The organism is Methanooceanicella nereidis, from assembly GCF_021023085.1.
Classification (GTDB): domain Archaea; phylum Halobacteriota; class Methanocellia; order Methanocellales; family Methanocellaceae; genus Methanooceanicella; species Methanooceanicella nereidis.
Map to the genome: position 1 here is coordinate 72347 of NZ_PGCK01000008.1, position 15718 is coordinate 88064.

Consider the following 15718-nt stretch of genomic DNA (forward strand, 5'->3'; position numbering starts at 1 on the left):
AATTAAAGGCCGCTATTTAAATCATTAAAATTTTAAGTCTTTTTACTCTCCGTCGCGTTCCACATGTCGACGTATTTCAGGACCTCGAACATGTTCACGTTAGCGATGACGGCGTTCGGCTTATACCCTTTGATGTTGCTCAACGACTTATCTGAAAGATATATCGTCTTGATGCCGAGCTTTGATGCGCCCATGATGTCCGCTTTCAGGTCATTCCCCACGAATACGGCATTCTCGGGTTTGATATCCAGGTTCTTTAAAGCCTGTAAGAATATCCTGGAATTAGGTTTCTTCGCGCCTACCATGCTTGAAAGCACGATAGTCTCAAAATACGGGTCCAGCCCGAACAGGCGCAGTTCGGGAATGGTAAAAGCTTCCTGCGCGTTAGACACTATGCCCAGCCTGTAGCGTCTTTGCAGCTGGTCCAGCGCGGGCTTTACTGTCGGATAGATGAAGATCTTCTTTCTGGTCGTCGCCCTGAACAGGTGCGAAAGGTCCAGCGCAAGATGCTCGAGCTCGTCGGGAGGCGGAGTAGTGAATTTTAATATGATGCTCTTGAAGACTTCTCTGACGTCAGCGTCGCGATGTATCTCTCGCTCTTCCCGTACGCGCATTTCATACTCTTCCATTATCTCCTTAAAAATATCCTCCTCGACTCTTTCCCTCTCTTCTTTAGTCCCGATTCGCTTCGAGAACTCTTCATGATAGAACCATTTTAGCTGATCAGGTGTAAGATATATAGATTTATACTCCAGCCATTTTGACATCGTCTCGTAAGGCATAATGTTGTTCTCGTCCGTCGATATGTCAATCATTGTGCCGTAAATGTCAAAAAGTATGGTGGTTATCACAGAGGCTCCACCTCTATGCACTTTGTCCCTTCTTCCACGAGATACTTCTTGTATTCCCTGTCCCAGTATCCCAGCATGGCTATCTTGAACAGGCTCTGGGACACATAGAAAGGCAGTATTGACTTAACGAACTCGAGCTCCGCTTCATCCGCCGCGTACGAGCTTAAAAAATGTTCAATGTAAGGCTCTGCCTTGCCGCCGTCGTTTGTCAGGTAGGCGAACTGGTGCTTTAGCTCGGACACCATGGCCCCAAGGTCGATGACCGGGCTATGTTTGCCTTTGCTCCGTTCCATGTCGAAGGCGTATATGATCCCGTTATCTATCTTGAAATTAGACGGGTTGGCATCGCCATGCACGGTGACTCCTCTCTGGTCAAATAGCGGCTTATAGTTGTACCACCTTGTAAGGCCTTTGAAAGTGCGGCGATGGTAGCCTCCCAGCATGTTCTGCTCCTCGAGATAAAGTAAGGATTTCAGGTAAGAGTAGAACATGTCAGCCTGATCTATCTGATAGCTCTGCGGCATGACGGTATGTATCTTTTTAAGGAGGCCGGCCGTAAGCTCTAGCGCCATATATAGCATCGCCGGGTCCCCGTCTTCTTTTATGACATCGAGGATCACGGATTGGACCGTTTTTCCTCCCACATACATAGTTGCCAGCGCGCTGTCAATGTCTGCATTGATCCCGAGCGCCTTGACTACCCTGTATTTTCCGGAGCCGAACCCTTTCTTTTCGTACTCTAACAATTTCTCATACTCTGACCTCATCTCCCTTATCGGGTCATACGTGACATTAGTCCTTCCTTTTGTCCTGTTGAAGAACTTAACGTGAACATAGACATCATCGATATCATAGATGTGGGTATGGTGAGACGACACCTGTTTCTCGTGCAAGACCAGGATCTTCTCAGGCTTGTCCCCTGGAAATAGTTCCGGGTTCCCCCTTATCATCTCCCTTATCCAGAGGACCTCTCTGTCATCCTTGCATACCTCTTGAGTTTCAAGCATAGGATCCTCCTACAATCGTTCCCTTCTATCCGACTCCACTTCAAGAGAATATGGTATGGAATCGGCATATACCTCTATGCCGCCTTTCCCGATGCCCATGGGCACTATGTTCATATTGAAGTCCTGCCGGCGCATCTTCGTGACCCAGAAGCATCTTTCTACGTTGTTGCCAAGCCTCGACATGAAAAGAAAAATGTTGCCGTCGCTAAGGTACATCTCTTCGGTTAGCGGCAGGTGCGGGAATATTTCCATGACCTCGGACAGAAGGAGCGTTGTTATGCTTTTCCGCTTCAGTATGCGAATAAATTTTAGCAGGTACCTTCTTCTATCGATATCTTCCGGAAAATAATACTTAAAGAGGTTAATAGAGTCGAGGACCAGTCTTTTTGCCGTAGTGTTCTGTATCATCTCCAGTATTCCCTCGAGAGATCCCGGAAGGTCCGTCTTCATAAAATAATCGTTAGAGATGACGGTGATAGCACCCTTTTCCACGAGCGAGTCCCACTCCCCCCATCCTATGGATCGTGCATACTCCGACAGGGACGTGTTACTCTCCTCTACCGATATGATGAGCCCGTCCTCGCCATAGTCCTTAGCGCCGTAATAAATGAACTGCATACCGAATATCGATTTTCCGGACCCGGGCGGCCCTGATATGGTGACGGCAGAAGAGGGATATATGCCGCCCTTTAAGACACTGTCTACTCCCGGTATGCCAGTCTTAACATATGAAACATCATTAGCCATGCAACAAATTATATATTATACAATTAATTTATATAATATTGTTGCTTATATAGCTGAATCGATCCATATTATGTCCATCGATTCAAGGTCGATAATCGCTGCCTGGCCGTCATGGGCATATCCCGGATTTATCACCCATGCTCCGTCTTTTACCTTTCCTCTTCCGCTGTGTATATGGCCGCAAATGATGATATCGACCCTGTCAAGAGCTTTCCTCAGGGCAGGGCTGCCTTTGTTCCCCGCGGGCGTCATATCCGTCGTATCATAAGGGGGAGCATGCGACACCAGGACGGTCCTCGGCATCTGAGGCATGTTCAGTACGTCCTTTAGCCTGTTTTCGATCTCTTCTTCCGTCATTTCACATGGAGTATTGTTGCCGGTGATATTGGAGCTTCCAAGGCCAAGGAACAGGGTATTCCCTATGACAGTCGGCCTTTCCTCAAGGTCTATGGCGTGTTTTCTGATCTCTTCCCTGACCTCCGGGGGGTCCCAGTTGCCCGGTACAAAGAGCACGCGCTTACAAAAAGTCTTCAGGATGCTCAAAGTTCGCACTGCGTTCACCGGAGGGCCTCCATGGGTAAGGTCCCCGGCCACGACTATGACGTCTACCGGGTCACAGACCTTCAAGATCCCGTCGAGCCTGAAAAATTTACCATGTAAGTCGGCGATGGCAAGTATTTTCATAATTAAAAAATCAGCATGTGCTTTAATAAAGATTGCTATGCTTTTAAGACGACTGACAAATCTTACTTTTCACCACTAAGAACACCAAGGTACACTATATTGTTAACCACGAAGCGCACGAAGGCGAGTAAGGTACACTATGTTGTTAACCACGAAGCGCACGAAGGCGAGTAAGGTACACAAATTTTTTTTATATAGTATATGCTAATCTTCTTAAAAAGGTCCTTTGTGTTCCTTGTTTGCCTTTGTGCGCTTTGTGGTTAACAGTTTAGTGTTCCTTGTTTGCCTTTGTGCGCTTTGTGGTTGGAAGCCGTGTCCTTGTTTGCCTTTGTGGTAGACATAGTGTGTAATGAACATCTTTATTCTAAAGCACTTAAGGTATAGGCATTTTATTTGTTAGCATGTTTACATACGGTCAGGCCTTAAAAGTTTCTTTATAGCCTTTCTTCCATTGAATACGGAACATTTTTAAACCGTGCCATCGTAAACAATAACGTGGTAAATATGGCCGACGAGCCCGAGATAATGAGGTGGGAGCTACAGAAAGAGTCCCGCTGTTATAACTGTCATAAGGATGCGATACAGATCATCCAGATACTGCCGACGGAGACCACGGTCACCTGCTCGAACTGCGGAGCGCGCCGGTATTATACGATACACGGTATCTACGCTTCGGATAAGAAGACGAGCTTCGAGGATACCAGGTTCAAGCGCAAGTATGACCGCTGGGAATTCATAAGGACGGCAAGATGCTCGAATTGCGGCAACAAGACGGACCATGAGATCGTCATAGACGAGTACAGGACGGGAATAGTCTGCCCTTCCTGCTTCTATACCCACGTGTACAATATAAGCATGTATGATAAGCCAAAAATAGAATAGGCGGTGACAAAGGTGGAAGATGGGCCGGAGACCTGGATGGTCGTGATCCATCCCGAGACAGGCGTGAAGGTTACAGGGATAATCTCCCTGGCATACAGGCTTCATTTTCCCGTCCGGATGAAAGAGACATGTTTCGGCCTTCTTGTCGAAAGCGACAGGGACACCGTAAGGGGCTTTTTGAACGTGCTGCGGGAACGCTATCCTTCCGGGATATTCCTGAAGCGAAGGGGCTACTCGATCAGCGATACCCGCGTATGCGGAAAGACTTTCGCCCCGGATCTTACTTTTACGGGCTTAAAGCCCGGATATGGCAACGGCCCATGGTTTAAGAGGGCCATAGGTCAGTTCGTGAACCTCAGCTCTTCATGATGGGGGGCTGAATCAAGGGTAATTGCCCGATAATAAACTCATTTTTTCGGACTTTCAGAATTGTATCAGTAAAGACTTAATAAAAGTAAAGAGTATACGTTCTCGCTTAAACATAAAGAGTGATCCGGATTGAATATAAAGCTCAATGACCTCGCAGGGCCCGCAGGTATGGCTCTTTTAATACTCATCGTACAGATCCTCGCGCTTCTTTTAGTGACTCCTCTTGACCAGTATGATATGAGAGCGTTCGATAACCCTGAAAGCATATGGAACCCGATCTTTTACATATTACTGATACTCGTGTTCACAGGCGTACTGCTCCTGATCATCAAGTATCAGGTCAAATGGCTGATACAGGGGTTCATCGCATTCGCGGTCTTCTCGACTCTCGTCTATGTGCTGTTCGGCCTGTCGGTGCTGGCAATGCCGGACATATTGCCGGAGTATGCCCTGCTTGGCTCGCTGGGCGGCTCTTTGTTGTTTACGGTATTGATGTTCTTCTATCCCGAATGGTTCATAATAGACATAGTGGGCATCCTGATCGCTGCAGGCGCAAGTGCAATATTCGGCATATCTCTGGCAGTCATACCCACGATACTATTGCTCGTGATACTGGCGGTATATGACTTTATATCGGTCTACAAGACGAAACATATGATCACGCTTGCCGAAGGCGTCATGGACCTGAAGCTGCCCATATTGTTCGTCCTGCCGAGAAAGCTTAACTATTCTTTTGCCAGAAGCCGCCGTAAGAGCATTGAGCAGGGCTCCGAGAGAGAAGCATACTTCATGGGACTGGGAGATGCGGTCATACCTTCCATACTAGCAGTCTCTGCAAATGCCTTCATCAGCGCCCCGGGGATCGGTTTCATTAACTTTCCCGCGCTGGGGACTATCGCAGGGACCCTGATAAGCTATATCGGCCTGATGTATCTTGTCTTAAAGGGCAAGCCACAGGCAGGGCTTCCATTCTTATGCACAGGGGCTATCGTAGGCTTCCTCATAGGATGCGCCGTAGCAGGCGTAAATCCCTTCTTTTAATTTTATTCTTTGATCACATTTTCAATGCTGTACATGAGCATAATGCATTTTCATCTCAAAGACTCAACTTTTCTTTTTTATACATGGCGACAAACAAGATAGCGCAAGTTAACCACAAAGTGCACAAAGGCACACTAGTTTCCACCACGAAATCTTTGATGAGCGGGGTCTTGCTCAGGTTTTAAGAATGAAAAATGTGTCTTACTAAATGGTCTTTGAGATGGAGTTTTTATGGTTGTGCCGGTCGGATGGCAGGTAGACACGTAACCTCACAAAAACACGGAAACACAAAAATTTTTTATATGATTTTTAAGGGCACGAAAACCCTAAGAATTTACTCACCAAACCACAAATGGCTCTAGTATCACCGTCAACGCACAAACAGCCCTAACGCCCGGCTCAACGCACCAACCTGCTCTAAGTCACCAACGCTAAAACAAGACCCCGAACATTCCCCAAACCACAAAAGTTCAATATCCCGGTTTGTGTTCGCCTGACTTATAGCAGGGATATTAGTCGTGCAAGCGTCAACCGTGCAGTTAAAATTTAGTGTTTTTGGAGAATGTTCGGGGTCTTGTTTTAGCGTTAGTGACTTAGAGCAGGTTGGTGCGTTGAGCCGTGCATTAGAGACTTTAGTGCATTGACGGTGATACTGGAGCCCTTTGTGGTTTGGTGAGTGAATCTTTGAGTTTTCGTGACCTTAAATTCTAAAAAATTTTTGTGTTTCCGTGTTTTTGTGAGGTTATGTGTCTGCCTGCCATCCGACAGGCATAACTGCAGAACATCGATCCCGTAATAGATGTTACATGCAAGTCTTTACAGAGACCATCAAAAAGTCTTTCATGGGAGCGCTCAACGGGTTCGAGGGTACACCATTTTCCACCACGAAGCGCTCGAAGGCGAGTAAGGTCCACAAAATATTTTTTATGTATATGATAATAGTCTAAAAATGTCCTTTGTGAACCCTCGAGCCCCTGGAGCCCTTTGCGGTGAAAGCTAGTGGTCCTTGGTTGCCTTTGTGGTTAGCCTGACCAATGATAAACCAATATATTATTTATAAAGAACTTACAGGGCAAAGCATTGAGCAGAGTATCCGTTTTTATCATACCTCGACAGACGATGATATCCTTTCTATGGACCTCTCCACAAAATCATCGTTCTCGATCACGATCTCGATAGCCTGATTGGGACACACTGTGGAGCATCTGCCGCATCCTCTGCACTGGTCGCTTATGACCGCCCTTCCGTCAACTATGCTGACGGCATCGACGAAACATGTCCCGTGCGTACATTTTCCGCATCCTGTGCACCTATCGGTGACGCTCACGCTGACACAGGGCATCTTCGTGACCTTTGAGCTGATATGCGAGGACAGGTCCGGCAGAATTTTCCAGAGGCAGCAGCAAGGGCAGCAATTACAAATGGTCAGAAGCTTATTGTCCGGCCCTACGTTAAGCCATAGCGCGTCAAGCTTGTTCCTGCCGATCAAATGCACGAGCCCCGCTTCCCCGCAGCGCCTGACATGCTCAAGCGCCTCTTCTTTAGTAACTCTCCTGCCAAGGAGCGGATCTATCTTCAATGTAGCCTCCCCCAGGAATATGCAGCCAAGTTCTACAGGATAATCCTTACAATTAGCAGAATCGCGGCATATGCACCTGTTCATTATCCAGTGGTATTCGGACATCTCTATGAAATGTTCCACTATGCGGGAAGGAAGCACAGTGTCCTGCGGCTGCTCTATCTTTTTATTCACCTCGATGACTTTGTCCATCGGGATGTAAATGATGTCATCGTTCTCGAAACATATCCTATCGACGGCCGCGCCCAAAACAGGCAATGTTGTCAGCCTTGCAAAAATAAACCTGAAAGGAAAGGCTTTTTTGATGACTTTCATGAAATACGAAGGCAAGGCCATAACTATCAACCGATATCAGGATTGATTATATCTGTCACGGCCATTATAAAAGTATGCCTGTCAGGCCTCTGCTTACGGACGATATTAAAAGATGAGCAAGAAACCCATAAGGCTCCTGCCCTTATTCGCTTTTTATTTCTTTTTTCTTGACGGGGGTAAAATATACACTTCCCCTGCGGGCGGGGCTTCCTCTACCTGGGCTTTACTCTTTACCTTAACGCCCTGTATCATCTCTACAAGCCTGCTTTTCACTTCTTTAACGCCCTCTCCGTTAAGCGTTGACATTTTCATGTCCGCGCTGACCTTTTCATCTACGGGCTTTACGTCGATCTTATTGGCGACTATCAGGACGGGCATCTTTACAAAGTTCTTGACCTCTTCGAGAAGCCTGTACTGTTCCTCTATTGTATAGCCGCAATTCTCGCTCGGGTCGACTATGAAAAGCAGCACGTCGCCGATGTGCCTTAACGCTGATATCGCCTGCTTCTCGATGTCGTTCCTTTCTTCCAGCGGCCTGTCGAGAAGTCCTGGCGTGTCGATGACCTGATACCTGATCTTCCTGGAAGTGAAATGGCCTATAGTCACGTTCTTGGTCGTGAACGGGTACTGGGCTATCTGAGGCCTTGCGCCTGTGACCGATGCGACGAAGCTTGACTTTCCTACGTTGGGGTATCCTGCGACGACAATGGTCGGCTCGTCTTTTACGTCCGGCAGCTTACGCAGTATGTTTCTCGCGTCGTTGAGGAAGCGAAGGTCTTTGTCGACGTCATATACGACCGATGCCATCCTGCCGAACGCCTGTTTCCTTATCTTGACAGGATCTTCCTCCCTTCTCATTATGCCGACGTATTTTCTAGATAGTTCCTTACTCTTCGCTGAGGCCCACTCTAAGGATCCGAGTGACATCTTTAGCTTTTCTATGCCCACAAGGATATCGGTAAGCTCCTTGTAAAAATCGTTCATCCTGTCAAGGCTGGGCCAGTCCTTTACCGCGTTATGAAGATTATCGGTAAGGATGTTCCCTGCCGTTAACACCATCGATTCTTCAAGCTCCCGCTTATCTGTATGGCCTGTTGCTACTATCTTTCCCTTTCCTGCTCTCGTCGCCCTTGAAAACGCCTTGTCTATCAGTTCATCAGCCGTCAGGATGGTGCCCATTCTTTCGAATATCATATTATCTCGCCTTCCTACAATCTCGTCTCACTGCCATAAATAAATGTGAAGATAATTGTCATCCTTAAAACATGACTTGTACTATAAATATTTGACAGTATCCTGAGCCAGTTCCGGTGATCATGCATTATCCGGCACGATTTCGCGACAGTTTCCGCGTCCTGTCTCTCAGGCAATATCACTATAAGGGTTAAACTAATTATATATAAATATAAATAATATATTGACCATGTCGGGACGTATAATATCGGGTATATTCAGGACATTGACGATCATTGTTTTATTATTCGGGGTCCTGGCTGTCTCCGGATGCATTGACCTGTTCGGATCGGAGGAGACACTGGTGGAATCATCCTGGTACGGCAAAGTTGTTGATGAGCAGGGATATGGATATCCTGACGTCACCGTCACCCTTCATATCATGAACAGTAATGGAGAGGTATATTCAAGGGAAACCGTTTCATCGAGCGCGGAACCTGTGCGCGGCATGTTCGTTTTTGATAGGATCGAGCTAAGGGACGGGTCATATTACGGGTTCGCCACCTGCAATGTCACGATAAATAATACCACGGTGAGCGTTCGCGGCGATAACCAACAGCTTATCGACGAATCAAGCAAGACCGTGACCACCATGGCCGTAGGCGGGAAAAACCTTACAGTGATCAAATACGGCAACTCTGTAAATGAAATATTGACGATACCGGCACAAGTCCCGGGTACTTAGTGGTGTGTCACACTAATTCATAGATATTTTATATCTTATCTTTCACCACAAAGGGACACAAAGAGGCAATATTTTCGCCTTCGTGCGCTCCGTGGTGAAAAACAGTACCCCTTGTTGCCTTTTGGGCACTAGATAAAAGATGAACTGACATACACATTAAAAAAATTATGGGATAGAACCCTTAGCGCGACGCGTCATAAATTCGCAGTTTTATTATACCCTGTCATTCACCGCTATGGCGACCTTTCCAGTAGTAACACGAACCTGCTGCCTCTGGTATGATCGTCGTCAACCTTGTTCTCGACCCATATCTTACCACCGTATCTTTCCACCAGCGACCTGACGATATACAATCCGAGGCCCGCGCCGTCCACTGCGAGGTTGACGCGCTCCTTTCTTAAAAATATCCTTCCTTTGTCAGAGTCCTGGATGCCTATGCCGTTATCCTCGATCACGATCCGGTGATACTCCGTATGCCCTTCCTTTACTATGTTCTCGTCGACCTGTATGGTGATAACAGGCTCATTCCCCGAGTATTTGATAGCGTTCCCTATGATATTCAGGAACACGTCCTTCAGGAAATGGTCGGCATATACAAAGGCCCCATCGACTTTGTTATATTCGATATGTACGTTCTTGGTATTATTCCCGGAGTGAAGGGCAACGACTTCGTCAAGTACCTGCCCCATGTCCACTTTTTCACGGGACATGGTCCATGCCTTCATCTCTTTGAACCTTGTGATATTCTTGATGATACTTGCGCTGTTGTTGAAAGCCAGTGTGGCCTTATCGATGATATCGGCATCTTCTTCGTTAAGGTTCTCACTCATCTTCAGCAACTCAAGGTAGCCTATACCGACCTGGTTGAGATTATTGATATCGTGGCTCATAAGGTCGACATATAGCTCGGCTTCATTCTTGGCCTCCAGGAGCTCTTTTTCGAGCTTCTTGCGCTCCGAGATGTCTCTGGAGATCGCCAGCATTCCCATGAACTCTCCCGCGGCGTCATACAGGGGAGAGGCCGTATAGGAGATCTTTATACGTTTGCCGCCTTTTCCCATCATCTCCATATCAAGGTCCCTGAACACCTTTCCTTCCTTTACGGAGCTTAATAGCATGAATCCCTTACTGTCATCTCCTCTAAGACATGGGAACACCTTCCCTATGGCCTCTTCGCGCGTTATGCCGAAAAGGCTCTCCGATGCCCTGTTCCACAGGACCACTCGCCCTGACGGATCATATGTGGTTATCGCGTCCGCGGAGTTCTCGATCATGTTCTTCATGAAGTCCCTGGTCTCGACTATCTCTTTGTACAGCAGCGAATTATCCACCGCTATGCCTATGTGGCCCCCTATGACCTTGAGAAGGCGCAGTTCCTCAACGCTCCATTCTTTTCTATGGCAGCAGCCGAACGCTATCATTCCCATGATCCTGTCCTTTGAAATGAGCGGCATGTACGCGGCTGACTTGATCTTTAACCGCTCTCCGTTCACTGTCGCATACATTTCCTTTTTAATGTCTTCGATGAATACCGGCTCTGACCTGACCAGCATGGTTATCACGGTATCGTTGCTCATATCTATGGAGGACATCTGACTGGCATCGTCATCTGATATGCCCCTGTATGCCTTAAGGACGAACTTTCCGCTGGCATCGTCTAACAGGAGCACGGTCCCGCTATCGGCTCCCATGAGGCTGATTATCTTTTCAAGAGAGTCGGAAAGAATATGATCGAACTGCAACGTGCGCCCTATCGCCATCGATATGTCGCATAGCAGGGCCAGTTCCTTGTTCATGCTGATAAGGGACTTTTCAGTGGATTTACGCTCCGTTATGTCCCTGATGACGCTTATCGTGCCCATGACGCTGCCGTCGTAGTCCCTGATCGGGGACATGGATTCGGATAGGTACCTGTGGATCCCCGACTTCGTCCTCGACACAATGTCGATATCGAGGAACGTCTCACCGTCCCTCACGCGCTCAAGGAAACTTTTCACTGACTGGGATTGTATGTACAGGTCCCCGAGGTCATCCGCCGAGGATCCCACGACCTCATCGAACTTATGGCCAAAGATACGCTCTGCGGCACGGTTCCAGGATGTTATCCTGAGATCAAGGTCTCTCGTTATGACTGCGTCGGCAGTGCTGTCAAGGATGCTCCTCAGCAGGTCTTCAGCACGCCTCAATTCCCTGTCCTTGTCCTGGACCCTTCTCTCGCAGTTCTGGCTGCATTCGATGAGAGCTTTTTCCATGTTCGCCCTGGACACTATGCTATCGATATAAAGGTCGAAGTTCCGTCGTTTATCTTCGATACCTTTCATCAGCTTCTCGGGTTCCACATGATCGATGTTCTTATAAAATGAAGCCTTGACCATAAGGTGATCGTGGGATTTTACTATGTCGACCAGGAAATCTTCGGAAAATTTTGACTTATCGTAGAAACAGATGATGATAAAACCTTTTTCAGCCCCCATAGAGCTCATGGCTGATTCGAGTTTAATGACAGTGCTTTTGCCCGGCCCCATGATCATAGAGGGGTCTGCAAAATAGAATATGAATGTTTTTTCGAAAGACGAGCATGGGTTATCATCTATGAACGATGATAATTGATCGCTGAGCGCCGCAGGTCCCATATCCGAATTACGGGGATACATGCACGGGAAAAACGACATCCTGCCGCTTTCCTTAAGCGAATCCGCATCGATGCCCTTGGCTTTAAGCGCGTTCACGATGCGTATCTTTGTATAGACGTTCGTGAAAAATATGTACCTGTAGTCATTTTGCCTTTTTGCGATGATATGGGCCAGTATCGACATCTGACAGTTCTCATCGTCAAATACGCTTATAACGTGGCTTCCGGGCCGGAGGCTGTCGAAGTTATTCGCTCCTTTATGGCTATAATCACAGGAATCGCTCATGTTAGCTCCGATACTATCGGTATTAATAGTAAGCAATTTATATGCTTTGATACCGACCGATAAAGATACATTTATTCTGCCATGAATGGTCAAATATTTTGCTATTGACCAAATTATTAAGGTAATTAATAAATAAGGCCTTATTTTAGTGTTTAGAAAGGGTTATATTTTTCATATGCTTTATACATAAAAACTACCATGGTATATTCCATATGGAGGCTTTTCGTTGGTTGAAGAAAAAGAAATTAACATGGGCGGTGGCTGGAAAATGGTCATCCGCAGCGACGTCGACAAATACGAGAAGGAGTTTATCGAGATCGCAAAGGTAAGGAACGAAAGAAAGATCGGCCGCTTCAAGCTTAACCCGAGATATTGCCGCGAGCTCGGCGAAATGCTTATCCATATCGCAGAAGAGATGGAAAGCGAGGGGATAAGCGGCGGCGATGACGAAGAATCCGAGGAATGAACTTCACGTAACCGGAGCAAGAATGGATATTCGAAATGGATAGATCCGGCTACCTAAAAACGAATGGAATTTTTATGGATTAAATCATGTTTGCCGGAACGGCTCATGAGATCGCTTTATTTTTCAGTGAAGGGTCATGAATATTTATCGTCGAAACCTTCCGGCATTTAAAAATGATCGTAAAAATGGCAAATGTACGGATTATGCGGATGCCTTTCTGTATACCCCCTTCTTTCCGGCGTGTTCTACCTTTTCGACAAGCTTCTTTTCCACCATGCGATCGCGAATTAACGGGAAGTAGAATAACCTGAACGTCGGGTATGGTACACCCACTCTGGAACGGTCATAATCTTCCTTGAACGATCCGACCGTGGTCTCTTCTCCGGTATCGAACTTTTCCCTGACAAGATCGAACGCGTTTATCAGAGCGTCAGGCCTTATCTTCTTATATTTATCGTGGGAAATATACCAGTTCAGGTCGTTCCTTGCATTATATTCCTCTTTTTTCGATATTTCCCTTAAAGGCTTTGCGCGTGCTTTAGCCGCTTTCTTCTTTGGCCTGCCTCTGGGCCTCTTCACTTCGGCCTCTTTGACCTCCTCCTCGGGCTTTTTCGGCACTACGCTTGATTCCAGGCTTTCCACACGGCTTTGAAGGGATTTTATCCTGTTCATTATATTATCGAGTGTGGTCTTGAATCTTTCAACTGACACCTCTTTTCCAGGACGTCCGGCCTCCAATTCCATAATGCTTCTCAGGACGTTGTTCAGATGTGTGGAAAACTTTTCTTTCCCTTTCGACTTCAGCAGCCAGTCTGCAACGTCGCTGTCGATCGTGCCTCCTATTCGGACCTTTTTTTGTATCTTGACCTTATTGCTCATAAATATCATAATATAATTAAATTTTTTTATTATAAAAATATTAACATTGGGATTGACGTTTTGCGAATTGATTTTTCCATATTTATCACGGTTAATATAAAGAAAATATGACTATTGTGCGAAATTAAATAAATATTTCTATAGTTAATTTAACGATAGAAATACAATGCAGTATAAATCGGGCATCGATTCTTTAAAATATCGAAATATGATTCTTTGTAGAATTAAAAAAATGTGTATTGCCTGAGAAAAATAATCTTTAAGTAACATATGATAAATATACCCTGGCCATAGACGCTCTGGTAAATCCCGGCTTAACATGCTGACACTTTGTTTCTTCGCGGTCTATCTCATAAATCCTTAAGTTCTCCGGCAAGTATATCTCATCACTGCAAAAAATATTTATAATCATTACCACTTTTCTCTACAAGTGGTATTATCCAGTCCATTTAAATGGAACGGAGAGTAATTTAATGGTCAAGATCCCGGAACCCATCAAAGGATTTTTTACTAAACACCCGGGCCTGTACGATTTTTTAAAAGACCTGGCATTTTCGCTGGCAGTCGTGGCGGTCATAGGGGCAGTGTTGTATATTTATGCGGGCATATGGCCTCCGATGGTAAGCGTCGATGGCATCAGCATGCTCCCTAACATGGATAACGGCGATCTGGTCTTTATCCAGGGACTGAATCGCGGGGGAGTCATGACATACGAAGAATCCTTATCGACCGGGTACAAGGCATATGGCGATTACGGCGACGTGATAGTGTATAAGCCGTACGGGGATCCTTCGATGCCGCTTGTCATTCATAGGGCAATAAAATGGGTAAACGAGTCAGAGACGTATCATCCGGGCCTGCCGCCGGCGCAAGGATCAGGCTATATTACGAGAGGAGATAACAACAACGGCGTATATGACCAGGCGACAAATATCTGCTACGGAGAACCGGTGAGGGAAGAATGGATACTTGGCATCGCCCGGTTCAAGATCCCGTATCTCGGATACCTGAGGTCCATGATATCATTGTAATGGCGATCTGATCTGTTGTACGCGGATGTGATGCACTTTCATCTCAAAGGCTCAAATGACTTCTTGAAGGCTCAACGCCTTTTTTTAGAGGAACTTTGAGATCTTAGGGAACGTTAAGCCTTTGAGATAAAGATCATGACAATGTACCATTCACATCATAGAACAATGAATTATCGTGACATACCGCTATAGATCATTTTTATCATACGAAAAGATCAATTGATCAGGAAGGGTATTTCGACTATACCCATCCTTTTTGTACCCAGTGCAGATAGTCGTGCGCCCATTTTTCCTTATTGACGCGTATGGTCGGGCCGAAATTTTCTCTGAAGATCCTGTGTATGACCTCCTGCTCAGGGTATACCCTTTTCTCGCTAAAGGCGCTCACGAGATCCTTACCCATCATAAAAGCTTTTTCCATGGCAGCATTGATCGATGGCGGATCGCGTCCCACTGCTGCTCCTACGCCTCCGATCACGGTCGCCCCGCATCCTATAAGAAAATCATTCATATACCTGATGACCATCTCTTCCCCGCCTCCACCGGTGGTGGATATTGTGAGGCCATATTTACCGTCGAGCAGCTGGCAATGCTTTGCGTCGCTCATCCTGTCCATGAGCGTTTTCATCTGTGCGGTCACGCTGTCAATATAGTTAGGGCTGCCGAATATGATCCCGTCCGAATCCAGGATCTTATCCATGACGTATGAGAAATCATCTTCCTGAGAGCATTCTCCTTTGCTGTAGCACGATCCGCATCCTTTACAATAATTGATCCTGAACTTAGTGATATCGACTATCTCTACCTCTGCACCGGCCTGGTACGCGCCTTCTATGGCGGCCTCGAGCAGGCGGAGCGTTGAGCTGTTCTTTCCCCTTGGGCTCGCTATGATGCCAATGACTTTCATGATCTATGAGGTTTCTTTTTCATGGCATAGATTTTATGGTAATGAAAATATTTTTTCATCGTAGGCGTAAAAAACGATTGATACAGGCAAAAAAATCAGGCTCCTGCATGTTTTCAAAATGGGG

16 protein-coding genes are annotated in these 15718 nt (G+C 46.4%); 7 read left to right on the forward strand and 9 right to left on the reverse strand.

Annotated features, from left to right (window positions below):
• Window positions 1-32: 32 nt before the first annotated feature.
• The 4 genes from CUJ83_RS10310 to CUJ83_RS10325 are packed head-to-tail and all read right to left on the reverse strand — an operon-like array spanning window position 33 to window position 3289.
• Complete coding sequence (locus tag CUJ83_RS10310) at window positions 33-851, reverse strand: HAD family hydrolase (protein ID WP_230742227.1); 819 nt, start codon at window positions 849-851, stop codon at window positions 33-35.
• The gene (locus tag CUJ83_RS10315) at window positions 848-1858 is read right to left on the reverse strand and encodes a BUD32 family EKC/KEOPS complex subunit (RefSeq protein ID WP_230742228.1); all 1011 of its coding nucleotides are present in this window, start codon (window positions 1856-1858) and stop codon (window positions 848-850) included. The genes CUJ83_RS10310 and CUJ83_RS10315 overlap by 4 nt, the downstream gene beginning before the upstream one ends.
• A 9-nt stretch (window positions 1859-1867) precedes the next feature.
• Window positions 1868-2605 carry an RAD55 family ATPase gene (locus CUJ83_RS10320; RefSeq protein WP_230742229.1) on the reverse strand — a complete coding sequence of 246 codons (738 nt, stop codon included), beginning with the start codon at window positions 2603-2605 and terminating at the stop codon, window positions 1868-1870.
• A 45-nt stretch (window positions 2606-2650) separates the two neighbouring features.
• Window positions 2651-3289: a metallophosphoesterase family protein gene (locus tag CUJ83_RS10325; protein ID WP_230742230.1), complete on the reverse strand. Its 639-nt coding sequence runs from the start codon at window positions 3287-3289 to the stop codon at window positions 2651-2653.
• A 495-nt stretch (window positions 3290-3784) separates the two neighbouring features.
• Between CUJ83_RS10325 and CUJ83_RS10330 the strand changes: the two genes are divergently transcribed.
• The 4 genes from CUJ83_RS10330 (at window position 3785) to CUJ83_RS10345 (ending at window position 6528) form a co-directional block, all read left to right on the forward strand.
• A complete protein-coding gene (locus tag CUJ83_RS10330; RefSeq protein ID WP_230742231.1) occupies window positions 3785-4171 on the forward strand; it encodes a zinc ribbon domain-containing protein in 387 nt (128 codons plus the stop codon).
• Between the two features lie 12 nt (window positions 4172-4183).
• A complete protein-coding gene (locus CUJ83_RS10335) occupies window positions 4184-4540 on the forward strand; it encodes a DUF2102 domain-containing protein (RefSeq protein ID WP_230742232.1) in 357 nt (118 codons plus the stop codon).
• Window positions 4541-4669: 129 nt separating this feature from the next.
• Window positions 4670-5581 (forward strand): presenilin family intramembrane aspartyl protease PSH, encoded by a 912-nt coding sequence (locus tag CUJ83_RS10340; RefSeq protein WP_230742233.1) that lies wholly within the window; start codon window positions 4670-4672, stop codon window positions 5579-5581.
• An 806-nt stretch (window positions 5582-6387) separates the two neighbouring features.
• Window positions 6388-6528, forward strand: a complete 141-nt coding sequence (locus CUJ83_RS10345) for a hypothetical protein (protein ID WP_230742234.1) — start codon at window positions 6388-6390, stop codon at window positions 6526-6528.
• 155 nt (window positions 6529-6683) lie between these two features.
• On the opposite strand, the gene CUJ83_RS10350 is transcribed toward CUJ83_RS10345, so the two are convergent.
• Window positions 6684-7475 (reverse strand): DUF362 domain-containing protein, encoded by a 792-nt coding sequence (locus tag CUJ83_RS10350; protein WP_230742235.1) that lies wholly within the window; start codon window positions 7473-7475, stop codon window positions 6684-6686.
• A 153-nt stretch (window positions 7476-7628) separates the two neighbouring features.
• The gene (locus tag CUJ83_RS10355; RefSeq protein ID WP_230742236.1) at window positions 7629-8669 is read right to left on the reverse strand and encodes an NOG1 family protein; all 1041 of its coding nucleotides are present in this window, start codon (window positions 8667-8669) and stop codon (window positions 7629-7631) included.
• Between the two features lie 229 nt (window positions 8670-8898).
• Between CUJ83_RS10355 and CUJ83_RS10360 the strand changes: the two genes are divergently transcribed.
• Window positions 8899-9393, forward strand: a complete 495-nt coding sequence (locus tag CUJ83_RS10360; RefSeq protein ID WP_230742237.1) for a hypothetical protein — start codon at window positions 8899-8901, stop codon at window positions 9391-9393.
• 233 nt (window positions 9394-9626) lie between these two features.
• On the opposite strand, the gene CUJ83_RS10365 is transcribed toward CUJ83_RS10360, so the two are convergent.
• The gene (locus CUJ83_RS10365) at window positions 9627-12311 is read right to left on the reverse strand and encodes a PAS domain S-box protein (protein WP_230742238.1); all 2685 of its coding nucleotides are present in this window, start codon (window positions 12309-12311) and stop codon (window positions 9627-9629) included.
• Window positions 12312-12537: 226 nt separating this feature from the next.
• Here CUJ83_RS10365 and CUJ83_RS10370 point away from each other — a divergent pair, with 226 nt between their 5' ends.
• Window positions 12538-12777 carry a hypothetical protein gene (locus CUJ83_RS10370; RefSeq protein ID WP_230742239.1) on the forward strand — a complete coding sequence of 80 codons (240 nt, stop codon included), beginning with the start codon at window positions 12538-12540 and terminating at the stop codon, window positions 12775-12777.
• Between the two features lie 201 nt (window positions 12778-12978).
• Here the strand turns inward: CUJ83_RS10370 and CUJ83_RS10375 are convergent, their stop codons facing one another.
• On the reverse strand, window positions 12979-13665 hold the full coding sequence (locus tag CUJ83_RS10375) for a hypothetical protein (RefSeq protein WP_230742240.1): 687 nt from the start codon (window positions 13663-13665) through the stop codon (window positions 12979-12981).
• 464 nt (window positions 13666-14129) lie between these two features.
• Here CUJ83_RS10375 and CUJ83_RS10380 point away from each other — a divergent pair, with 464 nt between their 5' ends.
• The gene (locus tag CUJ83_RS10380) at window positions 14130-14687 is read left to right on the forward strand and encodes a S26 family signal peptidase (protein WP_230742241.1); all 558 of its coding nucleotides are present in this window, start codon (window positions 14130-14132) and stop codon (window positions 14685-14687) included.
• Between the two features lie 241 nt (window positions 14688-14928).
• On the opposite strand, the gene CUJ83_RS10385 is transcribed toward CUJ83_RS10380, so the two are convergent.
• On the reverse strand, window positions 14929-15594 hold the full coding sequence (locus CUJ83_RS10385) for a flavodoxin family protein (RefSeq protein ID WP_230742242.1): 666 nt from the start codon (window positions 15592-15594) through the stop codon (window positions 14929-14931).
• Window positions 15595-15718 lie beyond the last annotated feature (124 nt).

Bases quoted from the DNA above. Each gene is read 5' to 3' on its own strand.
- CUJ83_RS10380 (WP_230742241.1), top strand. From the start codon at position 14,130: ATGGTCAAGATCCCGGAACCCATCAAAGGATTTTTTACTAAACACCCG.
- CUJ83_RS10345 (WP_230742234.1), top strand. From the start codon at position 6,388: ATGCAAGTCTTTACAGAGACCATCAAAAAGTCTTTCATGGGAGCGCTC.
- CUJ83_RS10325 (WP_230742230.1), bottom strand. From the start codon at position 3,289: ATGAAAATACTTGCCATCGCCGACTTACATGGTAAATTTTTCAGGCTC.
- CUJ83_RS10315 (WP_230742228.1), bottom strand. From the start codon at position 1,858: ATGCTTGAAACTCAAGAGGTATGCAAGGATGACAGAGAGGTCCTCTGG.
- CUJ83_RS10375 (WP_230742240.1), bottom strand. From the start codon at position 13,665: ATGATATTTATGAGCAATAAGGTCAAGATACAAAAAAAGGTCCGAATA.
- CUJ83_RS10355 (WP_230742236.1), bottom strand. From the start codon at position 8,669: ATGATATTCGAAAGAATGGGCACCATCCTGACGGCTGATGAACTGATA.
- CUJ83_RS10360 (WP_230742237.1), top strand. From the start codon at position 8,899: ATGTCGGGACGTATAATATCGGGTATATTCAGGACATTGACGATCATT.
- CUJ83_RS10365 (WP_230742238.1), bottom strand. From the start codon at position 12,311: ATGAGCGATTCCTGTGATTATAGCCATAAAGGAGCGAATAACTTCGAC.
- CUJ83_RS10320 (WP_230742229.1), bottom strand. From the start codon at position 2,605: ATGGCTAATGATGTTTCATATGTTAAGACTGGCATACCGGGAGTAGAC.
- CUJ83_RS10385 (WP_230742242.1), bottom strand. From the start codon at position 15,594: ATGAAAGTCATTGGCATCATAGCGAGCCCAAGGGGAAAGAACAGCTCA.
- CUJ83_RS10350 (WP_230742235.1), bottom strand. From the start codon at position 7,475: ATGAAAGTCATCAAAAAAGCCTTTCCTTTCAGGTTTATTTTTGCAAGG.